General features: G+C 73.7%; 17 protein-coding genes. 16 read left to right on the top strand and 1 reads right to left on the bottom strand.

Annotation, left to right across the window (positions count from 1 at the left end):
- Nucleotides 1–148 precede the first annotated feature (148 nt).
- Nucleotides 149–2,338 carry an elongation factor G-like protein EF-G2 gene (locus CP974_RS04035; RefSeq protein WP_031131306.1) on the bottom strand — a complete coding sequence of 730 codons (2,190 nt, stop codon included), beginning with the start codon at nt 2,336–2,338 and terminating at the stop codon, nt 149–151.
- A gap of 277 nt (nt 2,339–2,615) precedes the next feature.
- Between CP974_RS04035 and pgsA the strand changes: the two genes are divergently transcribed.
- The 16 genes from pgsA (at nt 2,616) to CP974_RS03955 (ending at nt 16,625) form a co-directional block, all read left to right on the top strand.
- Nucleotides 2,616–3,287: a phosphatidylinositol phosphate synthase gene (gene pgsA, locus CP974_RS04030; protein ID WP_031128989.1), complete on the top strand. Its 672-nt coding sequence runs from the start codon at nt 2,616–2,618 to the stop codon at nt 3,285–3,287.
- On the top strand, nt 3,284–4,195 hold the full coding sequence (locus CP974_RS04025; protein ID WP_031128987.1) for a phosphatidylinositol mannoside acyltransferase: 912 nt from the start codon (nt 3,284–3,286) through the stop codon (nt 4,193–4,195). Before pgsA ends, CP974_RS04025 begins: the two co-directional genes overlap by 4 nt.
- Nucleotides 4,192–5,403 (top strand): glycosyltransferase family 4 protein, encoded by a 1,212-nt coding sequence (locus tag CP974_RS04020; protein WP_031128985.1) that lies wholly within the window; start codon nt 4,192–4,194, stop codon nt 5,401–5,403. The genes CP974_RS04025 and CP974_RS04020 overlap by 4 nt, the downstream gene beginning before the upstream one ends.
- 16 nt (nt 5,404–5,419) lie before the next feature.
- Nucleotides 5,420–6,175: an N-acyl homoserine lactonase family protein gene (locus CP974_RS04015; RefSeq protein ID WP_051838977.1), complete on the top strand. Its 756-nt coding sequence runs from the start codon at nt 5,420–5,422 to the stop codon at nt 6,173–6,175.
- 11 nt (nt 6,176–6,186) lie between these two features.
- The gene (locus tag CP974_RS04010) at nt 6,187–6,729 is read left to right on the top strand and encodes a LemA family protein (RefSeq protein WP_031128982.1); all 543 of its coding nucleotides are present in this window, start codon (nt 6,187–6,189) and stop codon (nt 6,727–6,729) included.
- Nucleotides 6,730–7,005: 276 nt separating this feature from the next.
- A complete protein-coding gene (pdxS, locus tag CP974_RS04005) occupies nt 7,006–7,920 on the top strand; it encodes a pyridoxal 5'-phosphate synthase lyase subunit PdxS (RefSeq protein ID WP_031128981.1) in 915 nt (304 codons plus the stop codon).
- Between the two features lie 4 nt (nt 7,921–7,924).
- Nucleotides 7,925–8,518: a pyridoxal 5'-phosphate synthase glutaminase subunit PdxT gene (pdxT, locus tag CP974_RS04000; RefSeq protein ID WP_031128979.1), complete on the top strand. Its 594-nt coding sequence runs from the start codon at nt 7,925–7,927 to the stop codon at nt 8,516–8,518.
- 59 nt (nt 8,519–8,577) lie between these two features.
- Nucleotides 8,578–9,330, top strand: a complete 753-nt coding sequence (locus CP974_RS03995; protein ID WP_031128977.1) for a YebC/PmpR family DNA-binding transcriptional regulator — start codon at nt 8,578–8,580, stop codon at nt 9,328–9,330.
- A gap of 164 nt (nt 9,331–9,494) precedes the next feature.
- A complete protein-coding gene (gene ruvC, locus CP974_RS03990) occupies nt 9,495–10,037 on the top strand; it encodes a crossover junction endodeoxyribonuclease RuvC (RefSeq protein ID WP_031128975.1) in 543 nt (180 codons plus the stop codon).
- A complete protein-coding gene (gene ruvA, locus CP974_RS03985) occupies nt 10,034–10,639 on the top strand; it encodes a Holliday junction branch migration protein RuvA (RefSeq protein WP_031128974.1) in 606 nt (201 codons plus the stop codon). Before ruvC ends, ruvA begins: the two co-directional genes overlap by 4 nt.
- A gap of 49 nt (nt 10,640–10,688) precedes the next feature.
- Nucleotides 10,689–11,783: a Holliday junction branch migration DNA helicase RuvB gene (gene ruvB / locus CP974_RS03980; RefSeq protein ID WP_031128973.1), complete on the top strand. Its 1,095-nt coding sequence runs from the start codon at nt 10,689–10,691 to the stop codon at nt 11,781–11,783.
- A gap of 212 nt (nt 11,784–11,995) precedes the next feature.
- Entirely contained in the window at nt 11,996–12,448 is a 453-nt protein-coding gene (yajC, locus tag CP974_RS03975) for a preprotein translocase subunit YajC (RefSeq protein WP_051838980.1), read from the top strand.
- A gap of 144 nt (nt 12,449–12,592) precedes the next feature.
- Complete coding sequence (secD, locus tag CP974_RS03970) at nt 12,593–14,365, top strand: protein translocase subunit SecD (RefSeq protein WP_174887803.1); 1,773 nt, start codon at nt 12,593–12,595, stop codon at nt 14,363–14,365.
- A 1-nt stretch (nt 14,366) separates the two neighbouring features.
- Entirely contained in the window at nt 14,367–15,455 is a 1,089-nt protein-coding gene (gene secF, locus CP974_RS03965; protein ID WP_031128968.1) for a protein translocase subunit SecF, read from the top strand.
- On the top strand, nt 15,452–15,997 hold the full coding sequence (locus tag CP974_RS03960) for an adenine phosphoribosyltransferase (protein ID WP_031128967.1): 546 nt from the start codon (nt 15,452–15,454) through the stop codon (nt 15,995–15,997). The genes secF and CP974_RS03960 overlap by 4 nt, the downstream gene beginning before the upstream one ends.
- Before the next feature lie 178 nt (nt 15,998–16,175).
- Nucleotides 16,176–16,625: a hypothetical protein gene (locus CP974_RS03955; RefSeq protein ID WP_031128965.1), complete on the top strand. Its 450-nt coding sequence runs from the start codon at nt 16,176–16,178 to the stop codon at nt 16,623–16,625.
- The last annotated feature ends 376 nt before the right edge of the window (nt 16,626–17,001 follow it).

The raw sequence follows: 17,001 nt of genomic DNA, 5'->3' as shown, positions 1-17,001 counted from the left end.
GCGTCAGGACGACGGGGAAGCCGCCGCGGGCCGCCCGCCGGGGTGACCGGCGGGCGGCGCGGCCTCCGGGCGGCGCGGCGTCGAGGGGCGGGCCGCGCCGTCGCGGCCGGGGACTTGAGGCCGGCGTGCGGCCGGGGGCCGGTGGTCCTCAGGCGCGGACCTTCTGCGCGATGTGCGCCGGCATGGGCTCGTGCCGTACGTACGCGCGGCTGAAGCGGCCGGTGCCGTGGGTGAGGGAGCGGAGGTCGACGGCGTACCGGCCGATCTCCAGTTCGGGGACGTCCGCACGGACGACGGTGCGTCCGGGCCCCGCCTGGTCGGTGCCGACGACGCGGCCGCGGCGGCCGGAGAGGTCGCTCATGACGGGGCCGACGTACTCGTCGGGGACGAGGACCTGGACCTCGGCGACGGGTTCCAGCAGGTCGACCGGGGTGTCGGCGGCGGCCTCGCGCAGGGCGAGGGCCCCGGCCGTCTGGAAGGCGGCGTCGGAGGAGTCCACCGAGTGGGCCTTGCCGTCGACCAGGGTGACGCGGATGTCCACCAGGGGGTGCCCGGTGGCGACGCCGCGGGCGGCCTGGGCGCGCAGCCCCTTCTCGACGGAGGGGATGAACTGGCGGGGGACGGCGCCGCCGACGACCTTGTCGACGAACTCGACGCCGGAGCCGGGCGGGAGGGGCTCGACCTCGATGTCGCAGATGGCGAACTGGCCGTGGCCGCCGGACTGCTTGACGTGCCGGCCGCGCGCGGCGGCGGGGGCGGCGAAGGTCTCGCGGAGGGCGACGCGGTGCGGCACGGCGTCGACCTGGACGCCGTAGCGGGTGCGCAGGCGTTCGAGGGCGACGTCCTGGTGGGCCTCGCCGAGGCACCACAGGACGACCTGGTGGGTGTCCTGGTTCTGCTCCAGGCGCATGGTGGGGTCCTCGGCGGCGAGCCGGGCCAGGCCCTGCGAGAGCTTGTCCTCGTCGGCCTTGCCGCGGGCCTCGATGGCGAGGGGGAGCAGCGGCTCGGGCATGGTCCAGGGGGCCATGAGGAGCGGGTCGTCCTTGGCGGAGAGGGTGTCGCCGGTCTCGGCGCGGGAGAGCCTGGCGACGCAGGCGAGGTCGCCGGCGACGCAGTGGGCCATCGGGCGCTGCTGCTTGCCGAAGGGGGCGAAGAGGGCGCCGACGCGTTCGTCGACGTCGTGGTCCTCGTGGCCGCGGTCGGCGAGGCCGTGGCCCGAGACGTGGACGGTGTCGTCGGGGCGGAGGGTGCCGGAGAAGACCCGTACGAGGGAGATCCGCCCGACGTACGGGTCGGAGGAGGTCTTGACGACCTCGGCGGCGAGGGGGCCCTCGGGGTCGCAGGTCAGGGCGGGCCGGGGGTCGCCCCGCGGGGTGGTGACCTCGGGCGCGGGGCGCTCCAGGGGCGTGGGGAAGCCGCGGGTGATCAGGTCGAGGAGTTCCACGGTGCCCAGGCCCTGGGTGCCGCCGGGCGCGGCGGGGGCGGCGGCGAGCACGGGGTGGAAGGTGCCGCGGGCGACGGCCTTCTCCAGGTCCGCGACGAGGCTCTTGAGGTCGATCTCCTCGCCGCCCAGGTAGCGGTCCATGAGGGTCTCGTCCTCGCTCTCCGCGATGATGCCCTCGATCAGGCGGTTGCGGGCCTCCTCGATGAGGGGGAGCTGGGTGTCGTCCGGGGGGTTCTCCCTGCGCGCGCCGGTGGAGTAGTCGAGGACCTCGCGGGTGAGGAGCCCGACGAGGCCGGTGGCGGGGGCGTGCCCGTCGGGCGCCTCGGGGCCGAGGACGGGCAGGTAGAGGGGGAGCACGGCGTCGGGGTCGTCACCGCCGAGGACCTCGCCGCAGACGCGGGTGAGCCGGTCGTAGTCGGTGCGGGCGGTGTCGAGGTGGGTGACGACGATCGCGCGGGGCATCCCGACGGCGGCGCACTCCTCCCAGAGCAGGCGGGTGGAGCCGGGGACGGCGTCGGCCTCCTGCGCGGCGGAGACGACGAAGAGGGCGGCGTCCGCGGCGCGCAGCCCGGCGCGCAGCTCGCCGACGAAGTCGGCGTAGCCGGGGGCGTCCAGCAGGTTGATCTTGCAGCCGGCCCATTCGAGGGGGACGAGGGAGAGCTGTACGGACCGCTGTGTGCGGTGCTCGATCTCGTCGTGGTCGGAGAGGGTGGTGCCGTCCTCCACGCGTCCGGCGCGGTTGACGGCGCCCGCGGTCAGGGCCAGGGCCTCGACCAGGGTGGTCTTGCCGGACCCGCTGTGGCCGACCAGCACGACGTTCCTGACGGATGAGGGCCGGTCGGCCGTCACGGCCCTGCCGGCGGCTCCGACGTGGGTGTTCGCCTTGTCGCCCATGGTTCTTCCTCCCGATCGGCTGAAACGGTGAGGTGGGGGGCGCGGGCGCGCGGGGGAGCGGGTGGGCGGGGCGGCCCCTGGGGATGGGCTCCGGTGGTGCCCGCGGTCGTCCCTTCGAGCTTTCCACTCCGCCGGTGCCGCGTCCATACGGCGCCCGTCCGCCGACGTCGGAGGGGGTGCGGCGGGTGCCCGGGGGTGGGGCGGGGCGGTGCGTGGCTACGATGGGCCAGCCGGTGGCCGACGGGGCCGCCCGGCACACCTACCCCTCGGGAAGGCCATGCTGAACAAGTACGCGCGTGCTTTCTTCACGCGTGTTCTCACACCGTTCGCCGCGTTTCTGCTCCGCCGCGGGGTGAGCCCCGACGCGGTGACGCTCGTCGGGACCGCGGGGGTCGTGGCGGGTGCGCTGGTCTTCTTCCCGCGCGGGGAGTTCTTCTGGGGCACGATCGTGATCACGCTGTTCGTGTTCTCGGACCTCGTCGACGGCAACATGGCACGTCAGGCCGGGGTCTCCAGCCGGTGGGGGGCCTTCCTGGACTCCACGCTGGACCGGGTCGCCGACGGGGCGATCTTCGGCGGCTTCGCGCTGTGGTACGCGGGCGGCGGTGACGACAACGTGCTCTGCGCGGTGTCGATCTTCTGCCTGGCGAGTGGCCAGGTCGTGTCGTACACCAAGGCGCGGGGCGAGTCCATCGGGCTGCCGGTCGCGGTGAACGGCCTGGTGGAGCGGGCCGAGCGGCTGGTGGTGTCGCTGGTCGCGGCGGGCCTGGCCGGGCTGCACGCGTTCGGCGTGCCGTGGGTGCAGGTGCTGCTGCCGGTGGCGCTGTGGCTGGTGGCCGTGGGCAGCGCGGTGACGCTGGGGCAGCGCGTGGTGACGGTACGGCGTGAGGCGGCGGAGGCGGACGCGGCGGCCGGCGGCGCGGCCACGGGGAGCGGGGCCACGTCGTGAGCGCGGTGGGGGAGTGGTTGACGGACGCCCTGTACGGGCTGGGCTGGGCGACGGTCCGCAAGCTGCCGGAGCCGGTGGCCGCGGGCCTGGGCCGGCGGATCGCGGACACGGCGTGGAGGCGGCGCGGGCAGGGCGTGCTGCGGCTGGAGGCGAACCTGGCGCGGGTCGTGCCGGACGCCTCGCCGCAGCGGCTGGCGGAGCTGTCGCGGGCCGGGATGCGCTCGTACATGCGGTACTGGATGGAGTCCTTCCGGCTGCCGTCGTGGAGCGCCGAGCGGGTGGGCCGCTCCGTCGAGGTGAAGGACGTGCACCTGTTGACGGAAGGCCTCGCCTCCGGGCGGGGCGTGGTGCTGGCGCTGCCGCACCTGGCCAACTGGGACCTGGCCGGGGTGTGGGCGACCCGGTCGCTGGGCGTGCCGTTCACCACGGTCGCGGAGCGGCTGAAGCCGGAGTCGCTGTACGACCGGTTCGTGGCGTACCGCGAGTCGCTGGGCATGGAGGTGCTGCCGCACACGGGCGGCTCCGCCTTCGGCGCGCTGGCGCGGCGGCTGCGGGCGGGCGGGCTGGTCTGCCTGGTCGCCGACCGGGACCTGTCCTCCTCCGGCGTGGAGGTGGACTTCTTCGGCGAGCGGGCGCGGATGCCCGCCGGCCCGGCGCTGCTCGCGCAGCACACCGGGGCGCTGCTGCTGCCGGTCACGCTCTGGTACGACGACACGGCGACGATGCGCGGGCGGGTGCACCCGCCGGTCGATCCGCCGGAAACGGGTACCCGCGCGCAGAAGACGGCCGTGATGACCCAGGCGCTGGCGGACGCCTTCGCCGGCGGGATCGCCGACCACCCGGAGGACTGGCACATGCTCCAGCGGCTGTGGCTCGCCGACCTGGACCCCGCGAAGGGACCGAAGTGAGGATCGGCATCGTCTGCCCGTACTCGTGGGACGTGCCGGGCGGCGTCCAGTTCCACATCCGCGACCTCGCGGAGCACCTCATCCGGCTCGGCCACCACGTGTCCGTGCTGGCCCCGGCGGACGACGGGACGCCGCTGCCGCCGTACGTCGTGTCGGCGGGCCGGGCGGTCCCGGTCCCCTACAACGGGTCGGTGGCGCGGCTGAACTTCGGGTTCCTGTCGGCGGCGCGGGTGCGGCGCTGGCTGCACGACGGCACGTTCGACGTGATCCACATCCACGAGCCGGCCTCGCCGTCGCTGGGGCTGCTGGCGTGCTGGGCGGCGCAGGGCCCGATCGTGGCGACGTTCCACACCTCCAACCCCCGGTCGCGGGCGATGATCGCGGCGTACCCGATCCTCCAGCCGGCGCTGGAGAAGATCAGCGCGCGCATCGCGGTGAGCGAGTACGCGCGGCGGACGCTCGTGGAGCACCTGGGCGGCGACGCGGTCGTCATCCCCAACGGCGTCGACGTGGACTTCTTCGCACGGGCCGAGCCGAAGGCGGCCTGGCAGACGGAGGGGGCGGGCGGCGCCTCCGGGGGCGGGGCCGGGAGACCCGAGGGCGGGACGCTCGGCTTCATCGGCCGGATCGACGAGCCGCGCAAGGGCCTGCCGGTGCTCATGCGGGCCCTGCCGAAGATCCTCGAGGCCCGCCCCGGCACGAGGCTGCTGGTCGCGGGGCGCGGCGACGAGCAGGAGGCCGTGGCGTCGCTGCCGGCCTCCATGCGGCGGCACGTCGAGTTCCTCGGGATGGTCAGCGACGAGGACAAGGCGCGGCTGCTGCGCAGCGTGGACGTGTACGTGGCGCCCAACACGGGCGGTGAGAGCTTCGGGATCATCCTGGTCGAGGCGCTGTCGGCGGGCGCCCCGGTGCTCGCCAGCGACCTGGACGCGTTCGCGCAGGTGCTGGACCAGGGCGAGGCGGGCGAGCTGTTCGCCAACGAGGACGCCGACGCCCTCGCGGACGCCGCGATCCGGCTGCTGGGCGACCCGCGGCGGCGGGAGGAGCTGCGCGCGCGGGGCAGCGCCCATGTGTGCCGGTTCGACTGGTCGACGGTCGGCGCGGACATCCTGGCGGTGTACGAGACGGTGACGGACGGCGCTGCGTCGGTGGCGACGGACGAGCGGACGACGGGGCTGCTGGCCCGGTGGGGGCTGGGGCGCGACTAGACGGGAGGGGGCGCCCATGGGGCGGGGGAACGGCGCGTCGGTGCGCAGGCTGGACCTGGGGTACTTCACACGGCCCGCCGACGAGGCCGGTACGCCGTGGCCGCGCGTGGAGCCGGTGCTGGCGTACCTGGTGCGGCACGAGGCGGGTCTGCTGCTGTTCGACACGGGCGTCGGGAGCGGTGACCCCGCGGCGGAGGACCACTACCGGCCCAGGCGCCGCGATCTGCGGGGGGCGCTGGCGGAGGCCGGGGTGGCGCCCGGTGATCTCGACCTGGTCGTCAACTGCCATCTGCACTTCGACCACTGCGGCGGCAACCCGCTGCTGGCGGGGCGGCCCGTACTCGTACAGCGGCGGGAGCTGGCGGCGGCCCGGGCGGGCGGGTACACCATCGACGCGCTGGTGGACTTCCCCGGGGCGCGGTACGAGGAGCTGGACGGTGAGGCGGAGGTCTGGCCGGGCGTCCACGTGCTGCCCACGCCCGGCCACACGGACGGGCACCAGTCGCTGGCCGTGGCGGGGCCCGCGGGGGTGACCGTGCTGGCGGGGCAGGCGTTCGACCTCGCGTCCGGGTTCGCGTCGGACGAGATGGCCCGCCGGGCGGTGCTCGACGATCCGGACGGTGCGGGAGGCCGCCTCGGGCCCGTCCCGTACCGGCCGTGGCTGGACCGGCTGGCCGCCCTGGGGGCCGGCCGCGTGGTGTTCGCGCACGACCGGTCGGTGTGGGAGGGCGCCATGCCGGTGGGCGGAGGAACCTCGGGGGCGCCCCGGTAGCCTTGCCGCCCGTGACCGAAACGTTGATCTGGATCGCCGTCGCCCTCGTCGCCGTCGGCCTGTACCTGAGCTGGACCGCGGGGCGGCTCGACCGGCTGCACGCCCGCATCGACGCCGCGCGCGCCGCGCTGGACGCCCAGCTCCTGCGGCGCGCCTCGGTCGCCCAGGAGCTGGCCACGTCGGGGGTGCTCGACCCGGCGGCGTCCATCGTGCTCTACCAGGCCGCGCACGCCGCGCGGCAGGCCGAGGAGGAGCAGCGGGAGGTCGCCGAGAGCGACCTGAGCCAGGCCCTGCGGGCGGTGCTCGGCGAGCCGGAGCAGACGGAGGCGGTACGGGAGGCGCCCGGCGGGGCGGAGGCGCTCGGCGAGCTGGCCGCGGCGGTGCGCAGGGTGCCGATGGCGCGGCGGTTCCACAACGACGCCGTGCGGGCGGCGCGGGCGCTGCGGCGGCACCGGAAGGTGCGGTGGTTCCGGCTGGCCGGGCACGCGCCGTTCCCGATGGCGTTCGAGATGGACGACGAGCCGCCGACCGCGCTGGCGGACCGCCCGGCCTGAGCCGCCGACCTGACCGCCCGGCTCGACCGCCCGGCCTGAGCGACGGGCACGGGCGGGCGGGCACGGGCGGGCGGGGCAGGTCTGGGCGGCGCGGACGGACGGGCGAGCGGGGCCCGACCGCCCGGCCTCGGCTGCATGGGCGAGATCCGGCCACCTGAAAACGAGCCACCGGCTCCTCATTGGCCCTTGCTGTGGACTGGTCGGGACGTGTTTCCTCACCAATGTCGTTTCCCCCGGGTCCTTCGACCCGCCCCGTTTCCCCGAGTGAGGTCTGACGTGTCCACCACGCCCACCACCACCCCGCAGGCCCCCGAGACCGGCACCGCGCGTGTGAAGCGCGGCATGGCCGAGCAGCTCAAGGGCGGCGTGATCATGGACGTCGTCACGCCGGAGCAGGCCAAGATCGCCGAGGACGCCGGCGCCGTCGCCGTCATGGCGCTCGAGCGCGTCCCCGCCGACATCCGCAAGGACGGCGGCGTGGCCCGCATGTCCGACCCGGACATGATCGAGGGCATCATCGACGCCGTCTCGATCCCGGTCATGGCCAAGTCCCGCATCGGCCACTTCGTCGAGGCCCAGGTCCTGCAGTCCCTCGGCGTGGACTACATCGACGAGTCCGAGGTCCTCACCCCGGCCGACGAGGTGAACCACTCCGACAAGTGGGCGTTCACCACCCCCTTCGTGTGCGGCGCCACCAACCTGGGCGAGGCCCTGCGCCGTATCGCCGAGGGCGCGGCCATGATCCGCTCCAAGGGCGAGGCCGGCACCGGCAACGTGGTCGAGGCCGTCCGCCACCTGCGCCAGATCAAGAACGAGATCGCCCGGCTGCGCGGCTACGACAACAACGAGCTGTACGCCGCCGCCAAGGAGCTGCGCGCCCCGTACGAGCTGGTCAAGGAGGTCGCCGAGCTCGGCAAGCTGCCGGTCGTGCTGTTCTCCGCCGGCGGTGTCGCCACCCCGGCCGACGCCGCGCTGATGCGCCAGCTCGGTGCCGAGGGCGTCTTCGTCGGCTCCGGCATCTTCAAGTCCGGCGACCCGGCCAAGCGCGCCGCCGCCATCGTGAAGGCCACCACCTTCTACGACGACCCGAAGATCGTCGCGGACGCCTCCCGCAACCTGGGCGAGGCCATGGTGGGCATCAACTGCGACACCCTCCCCGAGTCCGAGCGCTACGCGAACCGGGGCTGGTAACGGCATGACCACCCCCGTCATCGGCGTCCTGGCCCTCCAGGGCGACGTACGGGAGCACCTGATCGCCCTGGCCGCGGCGGACGCCGTGGCCAGGCCGGTCCGGCGCCCCGAGGAGCTCGCCGAGGTCGACGGCCTGGTCGTACCGGGCGGCGAGTCCACCACCATCTCCAAGCTGGCGGACCTGTTCGGCATGGCGGAGCCGCTGCGCGCGCGCATCGCCGAGGGCCTGCCGGTCTACGGCACCTGCGCCGGCCTGATCATGCTCGCGGACAAGATCCTCGACCCCCGGTCCGGCCAGGAGACCTGGGGCGGCATCGACATGATCGTCCGCCGCAACGCCTTCGGGCGGCAGAACGAGTCCTTCGAGGCCCGCGTCGACGTCGCCGGCATCGACGGCGGCCCCGTGCAGGGCGTCTTCATCCGCGCCCCCTGGGTCGAGTCGGTCGGCGCCGCCGCCGAGGTCCTCGCCGAGTACGACGGCCACATCGTGGCCGTACGGCAGGGCAACGCGATCGCCACCTCGTTCCATCCGGAACTGACCGGCGACCACCGGGTGCACGCCCTCTTCGTCGACATGGTGCGCTCCGCCCGCGTGTGAGATCCCGGTAGGATCTCTCGGGTTCGCTCGGAATTTGGTTACGCGAAGGAGACAGGCAGATGTCCGGCCACTCTAAATGGGCTACGACGAAGCACAAGAAGGCCGTGATCGACGCCAAGCGCGGCAAGCTCTTCGCGAAGCTGATCAAGAACATCGAGGTCGCCGCCCGCACCGGCGGCGGCGACCCCGACGGTAACCCGACGCTCTACGACGCCATTCAGAAGGCGAAGAAGAGCTCTGTTCCGAACAAGAACATCGACTCGGCGGTCAAGCGCGGTTCCGGCCAGGAGGCCGGCGGCGCCGACTACGAGACGATCATGTACGAGGGCTACGGCCCGAACGGTGTCGCGGTGCTCATCGAGTGCCTCACCGACAACCGCAACCGCGCCGCCTCGGACGTCCGCGTCGCCATGACCCGCAACGGCGGCTCCATGGCCGACCCCGGCTCCGTGTCGTACCTCTTCAACCGCAAGGGCGTCGTGATCGTCCCCAAGGGCGACCTGACCGAGGACGACGTGCTCGGCGCGGTCCTCGACGCGGGCGCCGAGGAGGTCAACGACCTCGGTGAGACCTTCGAGGTGATCAGCGAGGCCACCGACCTGGTCGCGGTCCGCACCGCCCTCCAGGAGGCCGGCGTCGACTACGAGTCGGCCGAGGCCAGCTTCGTCCCGACCATGCAGGTCGAGCTGGACGAGGAGGGCGCCCGCAAGATCTTCAAGCTGATCGACGCGCTGGAGGACAGCGACGACGTGCAGAACGTCTTCGCCAACTTCGACGTCTCCGACGACGTCATGGCGAAGGTCGACGCCTGATCCGCCGCGTGCGGGACTTCTGCGGCGGCACCGCCTGACAGCCGCGCCCACGGGCCGACGGGACACCCCGTCGGCCCGCCGCGTTGTCGGACCCAGCCGATAGCCTGCGGGAACACGAGGGCACCGCCCGGCGGGAGCCGGCACAGGGACGAAGGAGGGGCCGCGTGCGCGTGCTAGGGGTGGACCCGGGGCTGACCCGGTGCGGGGTCGGCGTCGTCGAGGGGGTCGCGGGACGCCCGCTGACCATGCTCGGCGTGGGCGTCGTCCGCACCCCCGCCGACGCCGACATCGGCCACCGCCTCGTCGCCATCGAGCGCGGCCTGGAGGAGTGGCTCGACACCCACCGGCCCGAACTGGTCGCCGTCGAGCGGGTGTTCAGCCAGCACAACGTCCGTACGGTGATGGGCACCGCCCAGGCCAGCGCCGTCGCCATGCTCTGCGCCGCCCGCCGCGGCATCCCCGTCGCCCTGCACACGCCCAGCGAGGTCAAGGCCGCCGTCACCGGCAGCGGCCGCGCCGACAAGGCCCAGGTCGGCGCCATGGTCACCCGCCTCCTGCGGCTCGCCGCGCCGCCCAGGCCCGCCGACGCCGCCGACGCCCTCGCCCTCGCCATCTGCCACATCTGGCGCGCCCCCGCGCAGAACCGGCTCCAGCGGGCGGTCGCCGCCCAGCACGCCCAGAACGCCCCGAAAGGCCGCACCGCATGATCGCCTTCGTCACCGGCCCGGTCGCCGCCCTCGCCCCCACCACCGCCGTCGTCGAAGTCGGCGGCGTCGGCATGTCCGTCCAGTGCACGCCCGACACCATCGCCACGCTGAGGATCGGTCAGGAGGCGCGCCTCCACACCTCCCTGGTGGTCCGTGAGGATTCCCTCACGCTCTACGGCTTCGCCGACGACGACGCGCGGCAGGTCTTCGAACTGCTCCAGACCGCCAGCGGCGTCGGCCCCCGCCTCGCCCAGGCCATGCTCGCCGTCCACACCCCCGACGCCCTGCGCGCCGCCGTCGCCTCCGGCGACGAGAAGGCCCTCACGGCCGTCCCCGGCATCGGCAAGAAGGGCGCGCAGAAGCTCCTGCTGGAGCTGAAGGACCGGCTGGGCGCCCCCGTCGGCACGGCCCGCCCCGCCACCGCCGGCGCCCCCGGCTGGCGCGACCAGCTCCACGCCGCCCTGGTCGGGCTCGGCTACGCCGCCCGCGAGGCCGACGACGCCGTCGACGCCGTCGCCCCGCAGGCCGAGGCCGCCGGCGGCGAGCCGCAGATCGGCGCCCTGCTGAAGGCCGCCCTCCAGACCCTCAACCGCGCCCGCTGACCCGGCCCCGCCCGGCCGCCCCCCCACCACCACCGCGAGGAGACGTTCAGTGAACTGGGACGACACGAGCGACGCGACCGCCCCCGAGCGGCTCGCCGACCCCGCCGGGGAGCGGCTGGTGGGGTCCGTCGCCGACCGCGACGACCAGGCCGTCGAAGCGGCGCTGCGCCCCAGGGACCTGGACGAGTTCATCGGCCAGGAGAAGGTCCGCGAGCAGCTCGACCTCGTCCTCAAGGCCGCCCGCGCCCGCGGGGCCACCGCCGACCACGTCCTGCTCTCCGGCGCCCCCGGCCTCGGCAAGACCACCCTGTCCATGATCATCGCGGCCGAGATGGGCGCCCCCATCCGGATCACCTCCGGTCCCGCCATCCAGCACGCCGGCGACCTCGCCTCGATCCTCTCCTCCCTCCAGGAGGGGGAGGTCCTCTTCCTCGACGAGATCCACCGCATGTCCCGGCCCGCCGAGGAGATGCTGTACATGGCCATGGAGGACTTCCGCGTCGACGTGATCGTCGGCAAGGGCCCCGGAGCCACCGCCATCCCGCTGGAGCTGCCCCCCTTCACCCTCGTCGGCGCCACCACCCGCGCCGGACTCCTCCCGCCGCCGCTGCGCGACCGCTTCGGCTTCACCGCGCACATGGAGTTCTACGCCCCCGCCGAGCTGGAGCGCGTCGTCCACCGCTCCGCCCGCCTGCTCGACGTGGAGATCGACACGGCGGGCGCCGCCGAGATCGCCGGCCGCTCCCGCGGCACGCCCCGCATCGCCAACCGGCTGCTGCGCCGCGTCCGCGACTACGCCCAGGTCAGGGCCGACGGCACCATCACCCGCGAGATCGCCGCGACCGCCCTCGGCGTGTACGAGGTGGACGCCCGCGGCCTGGACCGGCTGGACCGCGCCGTCCTGGAGGCGCTGCTGAAGCTGTTCGGCGGCGGGCCCGTCGGCCTGTCGACGCTCGCCGTCGCCGTCGGCGAGGAGCGGGAGACCGTCGAGGAGGTCGCGGAACCCTTCCTCGTACGGGAGGGGCTGCTCGCCCGCACCCCGCGCGGCCGCGTGGCCACCCCGGCCGCCTGGGCCCACCTCGGAATGGTGCCGCCGAGGGGGGCCGGACCGGCGGCCGGGCAGCCGGGGCTGTTCGGCACGTGACGGCGCGGAGACTCGCCCCGCCCGGAACCACGGTGCGATGCTGGGCGTTGTTCCATCGATGCGGACTCGCCTAGACTCCGCCGATGCCGCCCTTTCAGGTCGGCGTGCCCACCCCCGTAGATCAGGCCGCTCACCAGCGCGGTCGTGCGAAGGAATTCCGTCCCGTGGATAACATCGGCGTGCTTCTCCCCTTCATCGTGCTCATCGGGGCCATGTTCCTGATGACCCGCTCTGCGAAGAAAAAGCAGCAGCAGGCCATGGAAATGCGCAACCAGATGCAGCCCGGCACCGGCGTGCGGACGATCGGGGGGATGTACGCCACGGTCAAGGAGGTCGGTGACGACACCGTCCTCCTGGAGGTCGCGCCCGGCGTCCACGCCGTCTACGCGAAGAACGCGATCGGCGCCGTCCTGGACGACGACGAGTACAACCGCATCGTCCACGGCGACACGCACTCCGGCGCCGGGGCCGACGACCTCCCGGTCGTGCCGGACGACGCGTCCTCGCTCGTCGCGGGCGACGACACCGACGCCACCGACGGCGCCGCGAAGCCGGACCTCACCAAGAAGGCCGACGCCGACGACGCGCCCGAGGACGGCAAGGCCGACGGCAAGACCGGCGGCAAGGCCGATGGCAAGGCCGACGGCGGGACCGACGCGAAGTAGCCGGTCACAGGAGACCGCCGGACGCCCACGGGTGTCCGGCGGTCACTGGATGCGTCACATCTGCGGGGGCAGGTCCCCACACACACTTCGTGGCCGCCCCGCGCACACCCGGTGCGGGGCGGTTGGACAGGGAGATACGACAAGGTGGCAGCACCGAAGAAGGGCAGAGGGCCGTCGGGGGGCCAGGGAAGGCCGGGGCGCGCTCTGGTCCTGATCCTGATCGCCATGGCCGCGCTCACCGGCGGCATGTTCTGGTCCGGTCACACCGCGCCGCGCCTCGGCATCGACCTCGCGGGTGGCACGACCATCACGCTGAAGGCGAAGGCCGAGCCCGGCAAGGAAAGCGCCGTCAACGAGACCAACATGGAAACGGCGATCGGCATCATCGAGCGCCGCGTCAACGGTCTCGGCGTCCAGGAGGCCGAGGTCCAGAAGCAGGGCACCGAGAACATCATCGTCAACATCCCCAAGGGGACCGACGAGGAGCAGGCGCGCCAGCAGGTCGGCACCACCGCCCAGCTGTACTTCCGCCCGGTCATGCAGATCGCGGTCAGCGAGCCCGCGACGCCGCCCGCCTCCGGCAGCCCCTCCGCCGCCCCCTCCGCGGGCGCGTCGCCGAAGCCCTCCGCCCCCGCCGCGGACGGCGGGGAGGGCGAGAAGGCCACCGCGCCCTCGCCGAGCGCCACCACGCAGGGCCGCGCCCTCACCGACGGGCTGCGCGAGGCGCCCAGCCCCGGCCCGTCCGGCGCCCCGTCGGCGGCCCCCAGCCCCTCCCTGCCCGCCCCGGCGCTCTCGCCGAGCACGGACCCGACCGCCGACGCCGGCCTCCAGGGCAGGTTCGCCGCGCTGAACTGCGCCGACCCCAAGCAGCGGGCCTCCATCAAGGGCGCCAAGCCCACCGAGCCGACCGTCGCCTGCGGGATGAACGGCGGCGTCTGGGAGAAGTACCTGCTCGGCGCGGCCGACGTGGACGGCAAGGACGTCGACGACGCGGCGGGCGTGCTCGACCCCGAGCGCGGCATCTGGAAGGTGCAGCTCGAGTTCAACGACAAGGGCGCGAAGAAGTTCACCGAGATCACCGGGCGGCTCGCCTCGCAGTCCCCGCCGATGAACCAGTTCGCCATCGTCCTCGACGGCGAGGTCGTCTCCGCCCCCTCCGTGAGCAACGCGATCCCCGGCGGCCGCGCCGAGATCACCGGCAGCTTCGACCAGAAGTCCGCCCAGGACCTGGGCAACATGCTCTCCTACGGCGCCCTGCCCCTCACCTTCGAGGAGCAGTCCGTCACCACCGTCACCGCCGCCCTCGGCGGCGAGCAGCTCCGGGCCGGACTCATCGCCGGCGCCATCGGCCTCGCCCTCGTCGTGCTGTACCTGGTGGTGTACTACCGCGGCCTGTCGCTCATCGCGATCCTGTCGCTCGGCGTCTCCGCCGTCCTCACGTACACGATCATGTCGCTGCTCGGCCCGGCCATCGGCTTCGCGCTGAACCTGCCCGCCGTCTGCGGCGCCATCGTCGCCATCGGCATCACCGCGGACTCCTTCATCGTGTACTTCGAGCGCATCCGCGACGAGATCCGCGAGGGCCGCACGCTGCGCCCGGCCGTCGAGCGCGGCTGGCCGCGCGCCCGGCGCACGATCCTGGTCTCCGACTTCGTGTCGTTCCTCGCCGCCGCGGTGCTCTTCGTGGTCACCGTCGGCAAGGTGCAGGGCTTCGCCTTCACACTCGGCCTGACCACGCTCCTCGACGTCGTCGTGGTCTTCTTCTTCACCAAGCCGCTCATGACGATCCTGGCCCGCGGCAGGTTCTACGGCGGCCAGCACCCCTGGTCCGGCCTGGACCCGAAGCGGCTCGGCGCCCAGCCGCCGCTGCGCCGCACCCGCCGCGTCTCCGTCCCGACCGAACCGAAGGAGGCGTGAGATGTCGCGACTCGGAAATCTCGGCGCCCGTCTCTACCGCGGTGAGGTCGGATACGACTTCGTCGCCAAGCGGATGCTCTGGTACGGCGTCTCCATCCTGATCACGATCACCGCCATCGTGGGCCTCGGTGTGCGCGGCCTGAACATGGGCATCGAGTTCAAGGGCGGCGCCGTCTACACGACGCCCAGCACCACGGTGTCCGCCTCCCAGGCGGAGAAGGTCGCCGAGGAGGCCGCGGGCCACGACGCGATCGTCCAGGAGCTCGGCACGGGCGGCCTGCGCATCCAGGTCTCCGGCCTGGACACGGAGGCGGCCAACTCCCTCAAGGACGAGATCGCCGCCGGCGTCGACGTGCCGGTGAAGGACATCACCGCCGAGCTGGTCGGCCCGAGCTGGGGCGAGCAGATCGCCAACAAGGCGTGGACCGGCCTCGGCGTCTTCATGGTCCTGGTCGTCGTCTACCTGGCGATCGCCTTCGAGTGGCGCATGGCGGTCGCCGCGCTCATCGCCCTCATCCACGACCTCACCATCACCGTCGGCGTGTACGCGCTCGTCGGCTTCGAGGTCACGCCGGGCACGGTCATCGGCCTGCTCACCATCCTCGGCTACTCCCTCTACGACACGGTCGTCGTCTTCGACGGCCTGAAGGAGAGCACGAAGGACATCACCAAGCAGACCCGCTACACCTACAGCGAGATCGCCAACCGCAGCCTCAACGGCACCCTGGTCCGCTCGATCAACACCACCGTCGTGGCGCTCCTGCCGGTCGCCGGCCTGCTCTTCATCGGAGGCGGCTTCCTCGGCGCGGGCATGCTCAACGACATCTCGCTGTCGCTGTTCGTCGGCCTCGCCGCCGGCGCGTACTCGTCCATCTTCATCGCCACGCCGCTCGTCGCGGACCTCAAGGAGCGCGACCCGCAGATGAAGGCGCTGCGCAAGCGGGTCCTCGCCAAGCGCGCCGCGACCGCGTCGTCGCAGGAGGACGGCGACCCGGACGGCGAGCCGCTCGGCGGGGTGCCGCAGGGCGCCACCGCCGGCGTCGTCGGTCCCCGCGGCCGCCGCGGGCGTTCCACGGAGAACCGCCGATGACCCCCACCGCCACCCGCGACCTGCTGCTCAGCCGCATCCGGGACGTCGTCGACCACCCCAGCCCCGGCATCGTCTTCAAGGACATCACGCCGCTGCTGGCGGACCCCGAGGCGTTCACCGCGCTCACCGGCACCTTCGCCGAGCTGTGCGTCCGCTTCGGAGCCACGAAGATCGTCGGACTGGAGGCGCGCGGCTTCATCCTCGCCGCCCCCGTCGCGGTCTCCGCGGGCGTCGGCTTCATCCCGGTCCGCAAGGCGGGCAAGCTGCCCGGCGCCACCCTGCGGCAGGCGTACGAGCTGGAGTACGGCACGGCGGAGATCGAGGTCCACGCCGAGGACCTGGCCGCCGGCGACCGCGTCCTCGTCATCGACGACGTCCTGGCCACCGGCGGCACGGCCGAGGCGTCGCTGGAGCTCGTCCGCCGGGCGGGCGCCGAGGTCGTCGGCGTCGCCGTCCTGATGGAGCTGGGCTTCCTGGGCGGTCGCGCCCGGCTGGAGTCCGCCCTGAAGGGCGCCCCGCTGGAGGCGGTCATCCGCCTGTGAGGTGACACCCACCGTGCCACGGAAGGGGGCGCCCGGCTCGACGAGCCGGGCGCCCCCTTCCCGTATCCCGGCGACGGGCAGGCTCAGAAGATCCTCAAATGAGTGCCGCCCCGGTGCCGTCTCTGATTTGATCTTGGGCGATGCCACTGACCAGGCATCTCGATCCAAAGGAATCCAATTGAAGATCTCGAACAAGATCACCACGGGGATGGTTTCCGTCGTCTCTCTCGCGGCGCTCGCCGCGGGCGCGGCTCCGGCCGGCGCGGCCCCCTCGGCCGCGCCGCAGGCCGTGGCCGCCAAGGCCGGGTCCGCGCAGGTCGTCATGGCCCCCATGGCCGCCTCCGGCAGCTGCACCGGCTGGAAGAAGGCCGGCAGCCTCCCCCTGAAGTGGAGCAAGGTCTCCGACAACTGCGGCCACTTCGGCAAGCCGGGCCTGAAGATGGGCTACACCTGGAAGGTCTACAAGGGCAGCGCCATCTGCGTGAAGGTCAGGGGCTTCGTCAACGGCAAGGACAAGTGGTACGACGCGGGCTGCGGCAAGTCCGGGGCCATCAAGGTGCCGTGGGGCAACGTCCTCGCGGCCAAGGAGATGAAGGTCAAGAACGCCGCCCTCTTCGACTGGAAGTGACGGCGCCGGCCGGCCGCCCCGCCCGCGCGGGCGCGGCGGCCGGCTGACCCGTGAGGGAGGGGCCCGGACCCGGTCCGGGCCCCGCCGCGTGCCGCCCCGCCGCGTGCCGCCCCGCCGCGTGCCGCGAGGGCGCCCGCCCTCCGCATGCCGCCCCGCCGTCCCCTCCGCGTACGGCGACACCGTCCCCGCCCGGGTCCGGGCCGATCCGCGCCCCCGTCCGGCCCCGCCCCGCGCCCCGCGGCCCGCGAACGGCCGAAAACGTACGGGAGGGGCGTCCGGGAACAACGGGTACCCGTTCCCCGTTGCAGCGCGTACCGCCCGGGGCGAGGGGGACGCCCGAGGTGGATACCATGGGATGTCCGGGACTCACCGGGGG

It is taken from the genome of Streptomyces fradiae ATCC 10745 = DSM 40063 (genome assembly GCF_008704425.1).
GTDB classification, from domain to species: domain Bacteria; phylum Actinomycetota; class Actinomycetes; order Streptomycetales; family Streptomycetaceae; genus Streptomyces; species Streptomyces fradiae.
Note: the sequence above shows the minus strand (reverse complement) of the source record. Positions and strands in the feature narration are given on the sequence as shown.